The organism is Alkalimonas collagenimarina (assembly GCF_030717845.1).
Classification (GTDB): domain Bacteria; phylum Pseudomonadota; class Gammaproteobacteria; order Enterobacterales; family Alteromonadaceae; genus Alkalimonas; species Alkalimonas collagenimarina.
Genome location: NZ_JAUZVZ010000008.1, coordinates 79584 through 96123 on the forward strand (window position 1 = coordinate 79584; position 16540 = coordinate 96123).

Sequence of the window (16540 nt, forward strand, 5' to 3'; positions counted from 1 at the left end):
TTGGGGCAGACCTGATTTTGATACTCTAGGCCCATTTTCGATACTATAGTATGATCGCGCAATCACCATAACCAAACACTGATTTTAACAGCACTTGATTAGGATGCATTATGGCAACTCACCCCGATACCCCATTAGTTTTGGTGGATGGTTCTTCGTACTTATTTCGCGCCTATCACTCACCACCTCATCTAACTAATTCCAAAGGTGAAGCGACCGGTGCCATTTATGGTGTGGTCAACATGCTAAAAAGCTTGCTGCGGCAGTATAAGCCATCGGAAATGGCGGTGGTGTTTGATGCCAAAGGCCCTACATTTCGTAATGAGCTGTATGCGGAGTACAAAGCACACCGGCCTCCAATGCCTGATGACTTACGCCATCAGATTGAACCTTTGCACCAAATCATTCAGGCCATGGGCTTACCGCTGCTTTGTGTCTCCGGCGTTGAGGCGGATGATGTGATTGGTACTTTGGCAAGAGCTGCCAGTGCAGCGGGCCGTCACACCGTGATTTCTACCGGCGATAAAGATATGGCTCAGCTGGTGGATGAGCACGTTACCTTGATTAATACCATGACCAATACGGTATTGGATCCCGTAGGTGTAGAGGCCAAATTTGGCGTGCCACCAGAGCTGATCATTGATTACCTTGCTTTGGTGGGGGACAAATCAGATAACATTCCCGGTTTGCCCGGTGTGGGTGAAAAAACCGCTACCGCCATGTTGCAAGGAGGGGGCAGTTTGCAGCAACTTTTTGCTGCACCAGAAAAGCTAGCCGAACTGAATTTCCGTGGTGCGAAAACTATGGCTGAAAAGCTGCTCGCCCATAAAGAGCAGGTGGAGCTGTCTTATCTGCTGGCCACCATCAAAGCCGATGTTGAATTACCCTATCAATTGAGCGACTTGCAAATACAGCCTGCGAATACTGCTGAGTTAGAGCAGTGTTATCGACAATGTGAATTTAATCGTTGGTTAAAAGAGTTACTGACGGCAGAGACCGCGACGGATAGCCTGCAACCAGATGTGACTGAGCTGGAGCAGGCAGAGCCAACAGCAGTGACACTTGATACTTCAGGCTATCAAACGGTCCTCACTAAAGACGAGTTTCAGCAGCTGCTGGAGGCGATTGAAGGTAGCGAATTAACCGCTTTGGATACCGAAACGACCAGTCTGGACTACATGGAGGCCAACCTGGTCGGTTTGTCTTTTGCCACGGCACCAGGCAAAGCCTGGTACCTGCCTGTGGCTCATGATTACTTAGATGCTCCAGAGCAACTGGACCGCGATTGGGTGTTAGCTCAGTTAAAGGCTTGGCTGGAAAACCCGGCAAAAGCCAAAGTCGGGCAGAATTTAAAGTATGACCAAAGTGTATTGGCCCGATATGCCATTGAACTGCAAGGGATCTGTTTTGATACTATGTTGGAGTCTTATGTGTTCAATAGTGTGGGTTCACGGCATGATATGGATAATCTGGCATTAAAATACTTGGGTCATAACACCATTAGCTTTACCGATATTGCTGGTAAAGGAGTGAAGCAACTGACGTTTAACCAAATTGAGATGGAACAGGCGAGCCGTTACGCTGCTGAGGATGCAGACGTGACATTACGTTTGCACCAAACTTTGTGGCCACAGCTTCAACAGAGCGAAGCGCTGGTTGCCGTATTGCAAGAGATTGAAATGCCGCTGGTACCCATTTTATCGGCGATGGAACGTTACGGTGTCTTGATCGATGCAAAGCAGTTACGTGATCAAAGTGCTGTACTCGCAACGCGACTGGCTGAACTGGAGTTGTTGGCGTATGAGCTAGCCGGGCAGGAGTTTAATCTGGCTTCTCCCAAGCAATTGCAGGAGATCTTGTTTGAAAAACAACAGTTGCCTGTGATAAAGAAAACGCCCAAAGGCACACCCTCTACTGCTGAAGATGTGTTGCAAGAATTGGCGCATCAATACGAATTACCGCGTGTGCTGATTGAGCACCGTGGGCTCAGCAAGCTGAAGTCGACTTATACTGATAAACTGCCAAAAATGATCAAAGCCGCAACAGGCCGGGTGCATACCTCTTATCATCAAGCGGTTGCTGCAACTGGCCGGTTAAGCTCAACCGAGCCGAATTTGCAGAACATCCCTATTCGCAGTGAGGCGGGTCGACGTATTCGTCAGGCTTTCATCGCACCAGCTGGTAAAAAGATAGTGGCGATTGACTACTCACAAATTGAGTTGCGAATCATGGCTCACTTGTCGGGGGATCAAGCGTTGCTTGATGCTTTTGCTGCAGGCTTAGATATTCATAAAGCAACTGCGGCAGAAGTGTTTGGTGTGCCTTTATCTGAGGTAAGCGGAGAACAACGGCGCCGGGCGAAAGCAGTTAATTTTGGCTTGATTTATGGCATGTCTGCTTTTGGTCTGGCCAAGCAACTGGATATTGGCCGGCAAGAAGCTCAGCAGTATGTTGATCGTTATTTTGAACGCTTCCCAGGTGTACTGAACTACATGGAGCGGACACGGCAGCAAGCGCATGAGCAGGGATATGTGACGACGATCTATGGCCGTCGCTTGTATTTACCAGAGATCAATGCCCGCAATGCGGCACGTAAAAAAGCAGCGGAGCGCGCGGCAATCAATGCGCCAATGCAGGGGACTGCGGCAGATATTATTAAACGTGCCATGATCAAAGTGGCGGCCTATCTCAAAGAACACCCTGAATTGAAAGCTGTGATGATGATGCAGGTGCACGATGAATTGGTTTTTGAAGTGAGCAGTGAACAAGCCGAACAAGCGACCCGGGCTCTAACTGCGGTGATGTCGGAAGCCGCTGAACTGGATGTACCTCTGGTGGCTGAAGCAGGCATTGGTGATAACTGGGATCAAGCGCATTAAAAATGAACTTAATCGATAAGGTTGACTCAGAATAGTTAGTAACATGTTCTGCTCTCCCTTCATAAATACGATTCACCCTGCCCTTTGGCAGGGTTTTTTTTGCTTTTTACCCGCGTATCACTGCAGAAAGTCACTCTATTTCCAAGTAATTTAATTACCATTTTTGTACTTTAAATCGGTGCTATTGTTATTTATGTTGTTTTTTTACCAAATTCGCTTGATTTTTCAGCTGCTGAAGTTAGAATTGCTTGTGTAGGGTACAGAGGTAAGATGTTCTATCTTTCAGTGTCTGAACGTAAGTTCTTCACCAGAAAGTAGGCTTATTTAGCCGCCCCACTGCTTGCAGTGGGGCGTTTTTTTATTTTTGTCGTAGGGAATGAGTGATTATTTTTATAGAGTAAATACTTCAAACGAAGATTTTTTTGTAGTATCATTACAATGTCCTCGTAAAGAGGACACCCTGTTGATTTGAACTAATAGCTTCTCCCCGTTTGCTATACCGGCCTCACATTGTGAGGCCGTTTTTTTATCCATACGTATTATGCTTATTGGTACGGGCCGAAGTATTATTCGCTATCGGCAGGCATATCTGTTGGGTTGAACCACAGCCGTAATGCTTGCTCTAATTCTGGTAATCCTTGTTTGCTTAATGAGCTGAATACCTGGACCTGAACATCCCCCATAAAGGCCAATGCGGCTTCAGAGACTTGCAACAAGGCTTTTTTGCGTGGGCCCGGGCTGAGTTTATCTGCTTTGGTCAATAAAATACGTACCGGTAACTGACTTTCAACTGCCCAATGGATTAAATCCTGATCCAAGTCTTTTAATGGGTGACGGATATCCATCAGCACGATAAGTCCCTGCAAACTTTGGCGCTTGATGAGGTATTCACTCAGTGCTTTTTGCCACTTTTGCTTCACTGCCAGTGGCACCTTGGCAAAACCATACCCTGGTAAATCAATCAATCGTTGCTGATCATTCATTTGAAATACATTGATCAATTGAGTTCGCCCCGGCGTTTTACTGGTTCTGGCTAAACTTTTTTGCCGGGTCAGCGTGTTTAATGCACTGGATTTACCTGCATTGGATCGTCCGGCAAAGGCAACTTCGATGCCTTCATCCGCTGGCAGTGCGCGAATATCGGGCGCACTGGTCAAAAAAGTAGCTTGTTGAAAATTGAGGGGCGTGCTGCTCACGGCTATCTCCGGCAATGATTTTGGGCTATTGTAACGGATCCAATGGATCGGAAGAAGTAATTGCTGTATAGATGGGATTTTATCTTAAGCAGAATCGTGTAAAATAAGCGGCAGATCACATTTATACATAACAACAGGTGCCAGATTACTGGCGATTCACTGCAGACAGAGACGGAAACAACATGAAAAGACTTGTACTGCCACTTACGCTGTTATTCAGCATGATAGGGGCGGCCCATGCATTTGATGGTGATGCGGCGGCCGGTAAAGAAAAAGCAACCACTTGTGTCGCCTGTCATGGCACCGATGGAAATAGCCCAATGGATATCTATCCTAAAATTGCTGGTCAGCATGCTGAATATTTGTACAAACAGCTGCAAGATTACAAATTGGGTATGTCCACGGGCGGTGAGCGTGGTCGCAACAATGCAGTGATGTTCGGTATGGTAGCTTCATTGTCTGATCAGGATATGCGTGATTTATCTGCTTATTTTTCATCGCAGCCGATGTCAGCTGGTGAGACGCCGGAGCATGCATTAGAGCGTGGTGAGCAGCTATATCGTGGTGGTGATGCGGAATTAGGCATCCCAGCCTGTATTGCTTGTCATGGTCCTCGTGGGGCTGGTACCAGCCTGTCCGGTTTTCCACGCATTTCATTTCAGCATGCTCCTTATTTGATTGAAACACTGAAAGAGTTTCGTAGTGGTCAGCGGGCAAATGACATGAATGGCATGATGCGCGATATCGCGCGTAAGATGTCGGATGAAGACATCGAAATGATTTCGCTGTACTTGGGTGGTTTGCACTAATTTAAGTGGTTTGCGCCTTACCAGACTAAGTCTATAGATAAAGCCAGTCTTTCGACTGGCTTTTTTGTGCGATATATCCCACATGCCCTGTAAGAAATCTGCCATAGTTCCAGCCTCTTGTATTTTTGTGTCAATTAACGGTACTTCATAATTGATTGATAAAATTGATTTTATTATCAGCACATCAAGTTTTTGCTGGTTTTTTATGCATGGGGTCTTGCCATCTGCTGCAATAGGAGTACATTAACAGTTCGTTACATTTAGTAACGCGTCGAAAAAATGGATCTAAGGCACGGAAAGCTATACAAGTGCGACGACGAATACTGCATCGCTGCGATGCCAGTGCGCTAAAACCTCATGGATGGTTACGAAAGTATCAGGATGATCGTCAATAAAAAATAGCTTTATATGGAAATTACAGAAAAATAGTAGGGACCATTACAGGACAGGTAGTCCAACTCGGGTCAGGATGACTGCAGCGAATGAAATAAGTGTCCACTTAGACACAACATGGCAGAGGCGATAAGGCAACTTATCGCCTTTTCTTTTTTTGTCTGTCGCAACAGAATCCACTTCCTGACTTTGGAGTATGCTAAAATGCGCTCCATTAGCTGAAGCAGGGCTTTGCCTGCACATGAACTTATTGAGGGGGTCCTATGACTCGTCAAAAAAAAACCCGTAGCGCTGGCGATAATGGCCCTCGCTTTCTACCCGCTTCTGATGTCCGCAAAGCGAGAGAACGCAAGGAAGAAAGCAAAAAGTCGGCGGTTGGTGGCAAAGCTGGCCAGCGCAACTCGCCTTTATTGAGTAAACATGCTCGTGATGATAGTCGGCAACAAGCGGCGAAAGATCCGCGTCATGGCAGTAAAAAGCCGATACCATTGCTGATAACAGAGCCATCGGAGCAGGAGCAGTTGCAGCACTCCATGCAACCAAAAGCTCAGATTGGGAAGGTTAAAGCAGTTGCACTGTCACCAGAGCAAGAGTTGGCTGTGCTGGAGCAGGATGAAAAGTTGCAGCAGCTACTGGAGCGGGTTGAGCAAAATGAAGTCCTGACAGGTAAAGATGCCAAGTACTTTAATCGTATGACGGAGCGCTACGAGCAATTGCTGGAAATACTTGGCTTGGCGGAAGCGCCTAGCGACGATCCGCTAGCTGAGTTTGAGCGTAAAGATTGGAAGCGAGATTTGTTAGGAGATGATGAGGAGCAGCAATGAGTGTATGGTGGATCATAGTAATACTGGTAGGTGCTGCCATTATCATTGGCTTGTCTTTTTATGCCGGTCGCTTGCTGTGGTTGGTTCAAGCACAACAACGGGCCGTTGCTGCGAGTAAAGCGAAAAAAAATCAGTATTTGATTGATAGTATTGTTGGTATTTGTAAAGCGATGCAAGCTGAGCAATGTGAGCTATCGGAAGGCACCTTGCGTGTCTGGGTGTTGTTGGATCATATAGAGCGATCAGATAAGCCAGATCCTGTGACAGAATACCCCGGCATGCATCGTATGTATGATGTGGTCAAGGATATGCCCACGCACTCGGCGCGGAAAAAACATGATAAAGCCCATATCCAGAAGTTGGATCGCATTCGTGAGCAAGCTGAGGTGGATCTGAAAGATTTTATTCTGGCTGATGTGGAAAAGCTGCTAAACGCCTACCGGGATCTTGCCAAGGCTTGAAGCATGCCCTGGCAAGTTACCGCATATTATTGTTTATAAATTTTACCTGCTTTCATGACAAAGTTGACTTGTCCCATCAGTTCGATGTTTTCCAGTGGGTTGCCGGGGACAGCAACAATATCCGCGTAGTTGCCAGTGCGGATGGTCCCTAGTTGATCAGATAAACCAAGCAGCTGGGCGCCGTGATAGGTTGCAGAGCGAATGGCTTCAATGGCAGGCATCCCTGCTTCGGTCATGTAGACAAACTCTTTCCAATTATCACCGTGCGGGCCAACGCCTGCATCGGTACCAAAGCCAATATTGACACCAGCCTTATAGGCACGGGCAAAGGTGTCTTGAATGAGAGGGCCGATTTCTTGTGCTTTTGGCCGGACCAACTCAGGAAAAAAGCCAGGCATGACAGCCATCTCAGCGACGAACTTACCTGCACTAATGGTAGGGACATAGTAGGTGCCATGCTGTTTCATCAGAGCCATGGTCTCGTCATCCATGTAGGTTCCATGCTCAATGGAGTGAACGCCAGCTCTGATCGCCCGTTCCATGCCTTCTTTACCGTGGGCATGAGCTGCGACTTTAAAACCATAATCCTGCGCTGTTTGAACGACAGCCACAATTTCCTCTTCGGTAAATTGCGCATTCATGCCACTGGCAGCCACACTTAACACGCCACCTGTTGCAGTGATTTTGATTAGATCTGAGCCTTCTTTGTAGCGCTGACGTACTGCTTTGCGTGCTTCTTCAACGCTGTTGACCACGCCTTCAACAGGCCCCGGGTCGCCCATTCGGCTATAACTGACGCCATTGGTCGGATCGGCGTGACCTCCGGTGGTGGCCAGCGACTTGCCGGCAGCATAGATGCGGGGGCCTTGCACATAACCACTGGCAATGGCTTTTTTCAACGCCACACTAATCTGATGGTTGTCACCCAGCTCACGCACAGTGGTAAAGCCTGACATCAATGTTTTGGTCGCAAAAGTGGCACCACGAAGTGCATAGTCTGCTTCATTCATACGAAAGGCGTCAGAATAAGAGCCTTGGCTTAATTGCGTATAAAAGTGGGTATGCAGGTCTATTAAACCGGGCATCACGGTATGCTGACGTAAATCGATGACGGTATCATCTGCTGCAGGCGTACGAAAGCCAGACTCAATTGCCAGAATTTTATCCTGCTCAATCACAATGGTTTGATTGGTTAATACTTGATTATTTTCTGCTGTGATCAACTGTCCAGCATGAATTAAGGTTGCAGCTTGCGTTGACATGGAGCCAAGCGCGAGAGCGATGGAAAGCGCAACCGGCGCTTTCAGGGTAACGATAGTCATAGAAACTCCAGACAAAGAAAATGAGCACGATAACCCAATGTGGCAGCCCTTGAGTAAACGGCAAGTGCAATGCGACTACTGGCGGTATTTAACCGTTTAAAATCATGATTTTGTGATATTGTAACTTATCTAGCGAGGATCGATTTCGTTGGTCGAGCCAAGTGGAATAGCATAGCTGGCGCTCTGTAAATGCAGCTCAGGTGTTGCTGTCTGATTGGATTGGTTTAAAGCTTCTGATACCCACTGATAGAATACATTACGGCTGACTCGTGCGGTCAATCCACGCCACAGGGTCACATAAGGTACAGGCTGAGCCTGATAAGGTTGCAGTGCAACCGGGTGCTCTGGACCGAGGATCACTTCATCGTCCAGGTTGGTGATAGCAACGAGGGCTTTGCCTTGCTTCGTGGTTTGCCAGCGCCAGCTTTCGATAAGATAAGGGGCATCATCCACCTGGATGCGCACTTTTTCGACCGGTGTTTTCAGAAAGTACTCACCTGCTTCATAGATCAGTACCGAGGCAAATAACCGAACCAGAGCCAGCCTTCCTATAGGGCTGGATTGATACAGCCACTGCCCATCGGTCTGAATATGAATGTCGATATCACCACAAAAAGGCGGATTCCACTGCTCAATTGGTGCTTGTTTTTTCTCCAGTTGTTGTTGTAACGCAGCCAAGGTCAACATCGTTAAATCCTCGTCAAAATAGGAGTAAAAAAGCGTAGCAGAGTGAGCGTGAGAAAGGAAAAGAAATGGGGTGACTGATGGGGCTCGAACCCACGACAACCGGAATCACAATCCGGGGCTCTACCAACTGAGCTACAATCACCACAACACATGCCATATTTTAGCGGAATTTTAAGCTAAAATCTCATCAGCTCGCCATGTTTTGTCAAAAAATTATAGTGGAATTCAGACAATTTTACACAGATGTCTGTTTTCTCTATGCTATCATTTTAGCTGGTTTCTTTCACTTGCTATCAATTTGGAGATTTATATGGATGAAGTCACCCATTTCATGACTGAAAATCAGGATGTCATGGTTAGTCATCTGCTCAATATCGTCATGGCACTGGTTATTTTTGTCATAGGTCGTTGGATAGGCCGGGCGGTTTCAGGCTTGATGGAAAAAGCACTGTTATCCCGCTCTATTGATAAGGCTGTGGTTAGCTTTTTAGGCAGCATTGTCTATAGCCTGATTATGATTGCGGTCCTTTTGATGGCGTTGTCACATGTTGGTGTGCAAACGACATCCTTTATTGCAATTTTAGGTGCTGCAGGTTTAGCCGTCGGTTTGGCTTTGCAAGGGTCGTTGGCCAACTTTGCTTCAGGGGTGTTGATCATCATCTTCCGTCCTTTCAAAGCCGGTCACTTTATTGATGCCGGGGGAGTAATGGGCACGGTGGATAAAATTGAAATTTTTCAGACCGTATTAAAAACACCGGACAATAAGCGAGTGATCATTCCGAATGCACAAATCACCGGCGGAGCCATTACCAACTTTTCGGCTGAACCGACCCGTCGCGTGGACTTGGTGATTGGCATCAGTTACGACTCTGACCTGAAAAAAGCCAAAGCATTGTTAGCGGATATTCTGGCGCAAGATGAGCGGATTCTTCCAGAGCCAGCTCCAAACATTGTCATCGGCGAGCTTGCTGACTCATCGGTGAATATTTTAGTACGCCCTTGGGTCAATGCCGCCGATTACTGGGCCGTGTATTGGGAAACGCTGGAAAAAGTGAAGTTGACCTTTGACGAGCAAGGCATTGGTATTCCATTTCCTCAGATGGATGTGCATATTCAATCAACGCAGCAGGAGAAAGAATGAAGTATTCGATGACGATGGCAGCTGTGGTAATAGCTGCCTCTGGTATCACTGTTCAGGCCGAAGAGCTAGGCTGGTCTTCATCGGCAGAGCTCGGTGCTATTACCACCACAGGGAATACCGAAGGTACCTCGATTACCGGACGAATTAATTCGGTGCAGCGATTAGAGCGCTTTGACAACGAGTACCACTTGAGTGCTTTTTTCAAAGAAGATAAAAAGCGGCTGGAAGATGGCAGTTCTGAGCGTGAGCGCACAGCTGAACGCATCAGGGCATCGGTGAAGAGTGCTTACAAGCTGGAAACTGAGCATGATAATTTGTTTGTACTGGGGAGCCACACCGAGGATAAGTTTGGTGCCTATCGTAAATATTCCACCGTTGCTGTGGGTTATGGTACACGCTTGTTGGATCGTGAGAGCCAAAGCCTGAATGTTGAAATAGGTCCGGGTTACTCTTATGGGAAGACAGCAGAAGGCGATACTGAAAGTGGCCTACTGGCTCGTGCAGGTGCCTTTTATAAATGGGTCATCAGTGAGCATGCCAGTTTTGGTCAGGATTTAGTGGTTGAATATGGTGAAGATAACACCCGTACCTCAGCAGAAACCTCTTTGACCGCGCGGATCAATGGCCGTATGCAAATGAAGGCAGCGTTTATTGTTCAGAGCGATACCGATGTGCCTGTGGATAAAAAGCGCACCGATACTCAGACCTCCCTCACTCTGGTTTATTCATTTTAATGTGAGCCGGCTAACCCCGGGTTAGCCGGTACTTTCCCTGCCAACGTGCTGTAGTTTTCTGAAAAAAATAGTCTATGCTTAACTGACTGATTTAGTTGAGAGCTTTCAGTTACTTCTGTTCGGTTAAGGGACATTACTGCATGACACTGCCAACCTACGATCACAGGCATCTGCCCGTACTTAACAAAGGTCTGAGTCACCGACCTTGGTTTGGTGCTTTGGTCTACCTCGCTTTTGGTGTTTTTTGGATCAGCAGTAGTGACTTTCTGCTCGGAGCCATTGTTACCGATCCTGAATTGTACAGCCAATATCAAACCTACAAAGGGTGGATGTACGTTGCTTTTACGGCGTTACTGGCTTGGGTGTTATTGTGGCAGCGGACTCGTGCTGAGAAAGAGTCTAATCAGATACGTAGTTTGTTTAGCCTGACATTCGAACTGGCGAATGTAGGCATTGCACATGTAAGTAAAGATGGCCAATGGCTGCGCTGCAACGCCCGGTTATGTCAGATGTTTGGTTACAGTGAAATTGAGATGCAACAGATGACATTTCAGGATATTACCCACCCTGATGATTTGAACAAAGATCTGACGCAGATGGAGCAATTAGGCAATGGCATCCGACGTGAATACAACATGGAAAAACGCTATCGGCATAAAGAAGGACATTACATCTGGACTCGATTGTATGTCCGGGCGGTAGATGCTTCTCAGTTTGGGGAGCTGTTTTTTATTTCTATCATCGAAGACATTCAAAGCATCAAAGAAACCGAAACTGCATTGCGTGAAACCAATATGAAGTTCAGTGCCTTGCTGGATAGTGGTGCAGACATATCGGTGCAGGGCTATGAGGCCGATGGCACAACCTTCTATTGGAACAAAGCCAGCGAGCGCATTTATGGTTATCGTGCTGATGAAGCGATTGGCCGAAACCTACTGGATCTAATCATTCCTGAACCAATGCATGCAGTAGTGACTAGCGGTGTGAAAGCCATGGTTGAAAGTGGCCAACCGATCCCATCAGCAGAATTGGTACTCAAACGAAAAAACCAACAACCGGTCACGGTATTTTCATCGCATACGCTGATTGATTTACCCGGGAAAAAACCACAGTTTTTTTGCATTGACATTGATTTAACCGAGCAAAAAAAGCAAGAGCAGCGAGTCGCTTATTTGGCTGACTTTGATGCATTGACAGATTTACCAAACCGGCAGTCTTTTGTGAAGCGGCTTAGCCAGGTATTAGAGCGCTCCAGTCGCCGACCACAGTTAGTGGCTGTCATTGTGCTGGATGTCGATCATTTCAAAAATATTAATGATAGTTATGGCCATGCTATTGGCGATGAACTGTTGCAGCAAGTGAGTCAAGCGCTGGGAAGATTGTTGCGGCCATCTGATTATTTAGCCCGACTTGGTGGGGATGAGTTTGCAGCTTTAATCGAAGGGATAGAGCAACCGGAGGATGCAGCCAGAGTTGCAGATAAACTGCTGAATTGTATTCATCGTGTCTGGACATTAAGCAATGGTGTGGATGTGAAATTGAGTGCTAGTGCGGGGATCAGTTTATTTCCCTTGCATGAGCAGACTGCCGATAGCTTGCTTCAGGGTGCAGACTCAGCCCTGTACAAAGCCAAAAGTGAAGGCCGTAATACCAGCGCCTATTACTCTGATGGCATGACCCAAAGTGCACGGGAACGTTTGACACTAGAGTCTCGTTTACGCAATGCTATCGTTGAGCAGCAGTTGTCATTGCACTATCAACCGCAAATTGATTTATCGAGTGGTCGTATTGTTGGGGCCGAAGCCTTATTGCGCTGGTATGATCCTGATGAAGGCTTCATCGCTCCAAGTCGCTTTATCCCTATTGCTGAAAGCAGCGGCTTGATCCATGAAATCGGCCTCTGGGTGATCGAGCAAAGCTGTCGCCAAGGGGTGTTATGGTTGCAGGAAGGGCTTCCTCCGCTGATTATCGCTGTCAACGTATCGGCGCATCAGTTTCAGCGCAACGAATTGCAGCAGCAGATCGCGGACACCTTGTTAAGCTCGGGCTTTCCAGCGGAGCAGTTGGAGTTGGAGATGACGGAAAGCGCTTTAATGACCCAGCATGAGCGAGCGGTCGGTATGCTTTCCAGCTTAAAAGCACTAGGTATTCGGTTAGCCATTGATGACTTTGGTACCGGGTATTCTTCGTTAGCTTACCTAAAGTCCTTTCCCATCGATGTACTAAAAATTGATAAAAGCTTTATTGATCAATTGCCCGAGCACCAGCAAGATGCTGAAATTTGCAAGGCTATCGTTACCCTGGCCCATACCTTAGGTTTCGATGTTTTGGCCGAAGGTGTTGAGTTAGCTGCTCAGCAGCTTTACTTGCAGCAGATTGGTTGCGATTGTTATCAGGGCTATTACTATTCAAAACCACTGCCTGCCAGTGAGTTTTCTGAGCTTCTAAAGCGAGTGGGACTCAGCGATTAGTGTTCGCAGTTAAGTCCCGGCTACACTCACCTGATCACGGCCTTGGTCTTTCGCCTGATACAAGGCTTTATCGGCTTGACTGAGTAAGGTCTCAGGCTGCTCACAATGCATACTATCGGCGACACCAATGCTGATGGTAATTTGTAAGTCAGCGGCTACATCGCTAAAATCGAGCTGCCGGATTTGGGCACGCAGTCGGTCGCAGAATTGCATGACCTCAGGCAGCCCCGTTTCCGGCAATAACAAGGCAAACTCTTCACCGCCCCAACGAGAAACGATATCGGTATCTCTGCACTGCTCTTGCAGAGAAGCGGCCACGCGAATGAGCACCTGATCTCCTACCGCATGCGACCAGTTATCGTTGACGCGCTTGAAATGATCAAGATCGATCAACACCAAACAAAGTGGGTGCTGATGCCGTTTAGCACGTTTAAACTCCTGACTCAGTGCTTCATCAAATACCCGACGGTTGGCGAGTCCAGTCAGAGAGTCCTGCCGTGCTTGACGGGCAAAGGCCTCGGATTGAATGCGTAGCTGCTCGACCAATAAGGACTTCTCATGATTGCTTTGCTGCAAATGGTCAGCTTTCAGTTGCAGCTCAATGGTTTTCTCTGCCACTTGTTGTTGCAGACGAGTGGCAGCTTGCTGCAAGCTGTACAGGCGCCAGCGCACTAAACCTATCACAGCAAGTACACCGAACAATACAACAGTGAACCAGAATCCGGTTCGCTGCCACAAGTAAGGGGCAATATGAATGGCCAGCATTGCCGGTTGTGGGCTCCATTCGCCATTAGGATAGGCTGCAATGACTTCAAAAGTATACTGCCCGGGTGGAAGGTTGGTAAGCTCGGTATAGGGCTGATTACCGCGCTCTATCCAGTCTTGGTCAAAGCCTTGAAGTCGAGTGCGATAACGGATGTGCTGCGACATAACATAGGCTAAACCAGCGTAGTGGAGCTCAATACGTTGGGTGCCAGCAGGTAGTGATTGCAGAGCTTCTTTCGTGCTGGTTTCCCCATCGACTCGAATATCTTCAATGACAATGGGTGGGATAAAGTCACTGAAGCTGCCCAGTGTACTTGGTTGGGTTCTGATGGCGCCACCAGCGGTAGCCACCCACACGGAGCCATCAGGGTGCAAAGTAGCGGCGGGGTTGGAACCGCCGTTCGCTTGAGCACTATGCATCCCATCAGCTTCATTGTAGTGTTCCGGTGCCAGATGAGTGATACTGCCATCCAACAGTGCATTGGCATCAGCCAGAGCGAAGCGCAGCATGCCACGGTTACTGGTTAACCATAGGTGCTCTTGTTGATCCAGCACCACTTGAAAATATTTATCGAAGGGTAAGCCAGCCTGGCGGCCGATGATCGCAAGCTGACCGCTGTTTTGATCATAGCGAACTAACCCCCGGTCTGTTGCCATCCAAAGATGGTGCTGAACTTCTAAAAAACCAAAGGCGAATTCAGCTTCATCCTGTTGTTGCAAGTCAACCGTGGTGAAGCCATCATTGTGGCGGTAGGCGACTCCTGAACCAGTGCCGACCCAAATGCGCTGATCTGCGGTTTGATACAGTGCCATGATATAGTTACCTGGCAATCCTGAGTCCACATCAAATTGCTCCATACTGCCTTGATACCACCGATTCAGACCGCGTGAGGTACCTATCCACAAGCTACCGTCGTCCGCAGGCAAAATAGCTCTGACCTCATTGGTCCACAAGCCCTGCTCCCGGGTAAATTGCTGGGTTTCACCTGTGGCATCAACACTAAATAAACCATGAGCATAACTGCCAAACCATAAGGTGCCACTGGCATCTTGCGCTAAACTAAGAATGGACTCACGGAGCAGCGGTAATGAGTGCTCAAATGGTTTGGCGCGGTAATTGTCAATACGATCAACTCCCCGGCTGGTACCTACCAGTACAGATCCATCCGCCAGGGGCAACACGGCCCGGACAAAATCATCGGCTAAACCATGTTCATGATTGAAAGAGCTAAACGGCGCGTGACGCAATCGGAACAATCCGCCATTGGTGCCTACCCATAGGCTTCCTTGCTGATCTTTAAGTAATGACAAAATTCGATTATTGGGTTTGCCAGTATCTGTGCCTAACGCTTCTACTCCGGACTGATTGAAGCGAAATAAACCATCGCTGACGGTACCAATCCAGAGCTGGTCGTCATCCACTAACAGCGCCGAGGAGGCCATAGTGAGCGTGTTATCAAGTAAGTGAAAGCCGTGTTGTTTATCTCCGATAAACACACCTTGCTCAGTGCCGACGACCACTTGATCTTGGTAAGCCATCGCAATGCTGAACACTGGGCCTTCAGGCAGGCCATGCTCCGCCGAAACGTGCTGCACTAGATCATGCTTTATGAAAAACAGTCCTTCGGCGGTTCCAACCCAGATAGTGCCAGTGTTATCTTCGGCAAGGCTAAACATTGCTTCATTACTCAACCCGGGCTTTGCACTGGTGATCCGATAACGCTGACCATCGGGCTCTTGCCGCCAAAGGCCGGCGCCTTCAGTCGCTAGCCAAATACGCCCTTGACTATCCTCAAGTACTGATCGGATTAAAGCGCCAGCCACTGGATAGGGTTGCCAGCGTTCATTCTGCAGTGCGACCAAACCACCCCGGGAGCCACCAGCCAGCAAACGGTTATTGGCAGCAGCATGCAAAGCAAATATGCCTGAGTCGGGTAAACCAGTGGTTTCATTTCGGTCAAACACTTTAAAGCTGCGTCCGTTAAAACGCGCGATGCCTTCCCAGGTAGCAAACCAGAGGTAACCATCGTCGGTTTGAGCCATATTGTTGATGGTGTTGTGCGGTAAGCCATCCCTAGTGGTCCATTGCTCGCGAAAGTAATGCTGCAGTGAATCAGTAGGGCGTTGTGCAATGCGGTTCTGTTCGCTGTTTATTTGTGCAGTATTGCTTTGCGCTGTAGCGGTGAAAGCAAGTAAGCAAAAAACAAAAGCAATCATGTGTTTTGCTTTGTAGAAAAAACCCCATGGCTTCAGCAATGGGGTTGGTATCAAGGATGCTTCAGAACGGGATGTCATCATCGAAGTCGATTGGTGGCTCCATAGGCGCGCGTTGTTGCGGTTGGCTATTTTGTGGTCGTTGCGCTGGCTGAGAGGACGATTGCTGGTATCCACCTTGCTGCGGCTGCTGGTAGCCAGACTGTTGTGGTTGTTGTTGAGGTGCGCGTTGCTGCATAGGGGCTTGTTGGTTTTGGCCTCCTCCCATGCCTTGACCCTCATTACGACCATCCAGCATTTGCATTTCGCTGGCGACGATTTCGGTAGTGTATCGCTCGATATTGTCTTTATCAGTCCATTTGCGGGTTTTTAGCTTACCTTCCAGATAAACTTTTGAGCCTTTTCGCAAATATTCACCGGCTATTTCCGCCAGACGTTGATAAATCACCACGCGGTGCCATTCTGTCTGTTCTTTTTGCTCACCGGTGTTTTTATCTTTCCAGCTTTCTGAGGTCGCGATACTTAAATTAGCCACTGCGCCACCTTGAGGCATGTATCGGACTTCCGGGTCTGCACCCAGATTGCCGACTAAGATTACTTTGTTAATACCACGTGCCATGAATATGTCTCCTTGCGAAAGTATC

At 47.9% G+C, this 16540-nt stretch carries 12 protein-coding genes and 1 tRNA gene; 7 read left to right on the plus strand and 6 right to left on the minus strand.

Going from position 1 to position 16540, the window contains the following annotated elements; all coding sequences use genetic code 11:
* The first annotated feature begins 110 nt into the window (after positions 1-110).
* On the plus strand, positions 111-2879 hold the full coding sequence (gene polA / locus Q3O60_RS07290; protein ID WP_305893250.1) for a DNA polymerase I: 2769 nt from the start codon (positions 111-113) through the stop codon (positions 2877-2879).
* Between the two features lie 566 nt (positions 2880-3445).
* Here polA and yihA read toward each other — a convergent pair.
* Positions 3446-4075 (minus strand): ribosome biogenesis GTP-binding protein YihA/YsxC, encoded by a 630-nt coding sequence (gene yihA / locus Q3O60_RS07295; protein ID WP_305893251.1) that lies wholly within the window; start codon positions 4073-4075, stop codon positions 3446-3448.
* Between the two features lie 182 nt (positions 4076-4257).
* On the opposite strand from yihA, the gene Q3O60_RS07300 reads away from it, so the two are divergent.
* The 3 genes from Q3O60_RS07300 (at position 4258) to Q3O60_RS07310 (ending at position 6562) form a co-directional block, all read left to right on the plus strand.
* The gene (locus tag Q3O60_RS07300; protein WP_305893252.1) at positions 4258-4884 is read left to right on the plus strand and encodes a c-type cytochrome; all 627 of its coding nucleotides are present in this window, start codon (positions 4258-4260) and stop codon (positions 4882-4884) included.
* Positions 4885-5540: 656 nt separating this feature from the next.
* Positions 5541-6101, plus strand: coding sequence for a Der GTPase-activating protein YihI (yihI, locus tag Q3O60_RS07305; protein WP_305893253.1), 561 nt, complete (start codon positions 5541-5543; stop codon positions 6099-6101).
* A complete protein-coding gene (locus tag Q3O60_RS07310; protein WP_305893254.1) occupies positions 6098-6562 on the plus strand; it encodes a DUF2489 domain-containing protein in 465 nt (154 codons plus the stop codon). The genes yihI and Q3O60_RS07310 overlap by 4 nt, the downstream gene beginning before the upstream one ends.
* Positions 6563-6588: 26 nt before the next feature.
* Here Q3O60_RS07310 and Q3O60_RS07315 read toward each other — a convergent pair whose 3' ends face one another.
* The 3 genes from Q3O60_RS07315 to Q3O60_RS07325 all read right to left on the minus strand — a co-directional run bounded on the left by Q3O60_RS07315 (position 6589) and on the right by Q3O60_RS07325 (position 8713).
* Positions 6589-7884: a metal-dependent hydrolase family protein gene (locus Q3O60_RS07315; protein WP_369812647.1), complete on the minus strand. Its 1296-nt coding sequence runs from the start codon at positions 7882-7884 to the stop codon at positions 6589-6591.
* Positions 7885-8013: 129 nt separating this feature from the next.
* Entirely contained in the window at positions 8014-8571 is a 558-nt protein-coding gene (locus Q3O60_RS07320) for a DUF1285 domain-containing protein (protein WP_305893255.1), read from the minus strand.
* A gap of 66 nt (positions 8572-8637) precedes the next feature.
* A tRNA-His gene (locus Q3O60_RS07325) sits at positions 8638-8713 on the minus strand.
* 168 nt (positions 8714-8881) lie between these two features.
* Between Q3O60_RS07325 and Q3O60_RS07330 the strand changes: the two genes are divergently transcribed.
* From Q3O60_RS07330 to Q3O60_RS07340, 3 genes are all read left to right on the plus strand, one after another.
* Positions 8882-9712, plus strand: a complete 831-nt coding sequence (locus Q3O60_RS07330) for a mechanosensitive ion channel domain-containing protein (RefSeq protein WP_305893256.1) — start codon at positions 8882-8884, stop codon at positions 9710-9712.
* Positions 9709-10446 (plus strand): DUF481 domain-containing protein, encoded by a 738-nt coding sequence (locus tag Q3O60_RS07335; protein WP_305893257.1) that lies wholly within the window; start codon positions 9709-9711, stop codon positions 10444-10446. The genes Q3O60_RS07330 and Q3O60_RS07335 overlap by 4 nt, the downstream gene beginning before the upstream one ends.
* A 140-nt stretch (positions 10447-10586) precedes the next feature.
* Positions 10587-12917 carry an EAL domain-containing protein gene (locus Q3O60_RS07340; protein WP_305893258.1) on the plus strand — a complete coding sequence of 777 codons (2331 nt, stop codon included), beginning with the start codon at positions 10587-10589 and terminating at the stop codon, positions 12915-12917.
* Between the two features lie 9 nt (positions 12918-12926).
* Here Q3O60_RS07340 and Q3O60_RS07345 read toward each other — a convergent pair whose 3' ends face one another.
* Positions 12927-15899, minus strand: a complete 2973-nt coding sequence (locus Q3O60_RS07345) for a ligand-binding sensor domain-containing diguanylate cyclase (protein WP_305893259.1) — start codon at positions 15897-15899, stop codon at positions 12927-12929.
* 61 nt (positions 15900-15960) lie between these two features.
* Positions 15961-16515 (minus strand): single-stranded DNA-binding protein, encoded by a 555-nt coding sequence (gene ssb, locus Q3O60_RS07350; RefSeq protein WP_305893260.1) that lies wholly within the window; start codon positions 16513-16515, stop codon positions 15961-15963.
* Positions 16516-16540: the final 25 nt, after the last annotated feature.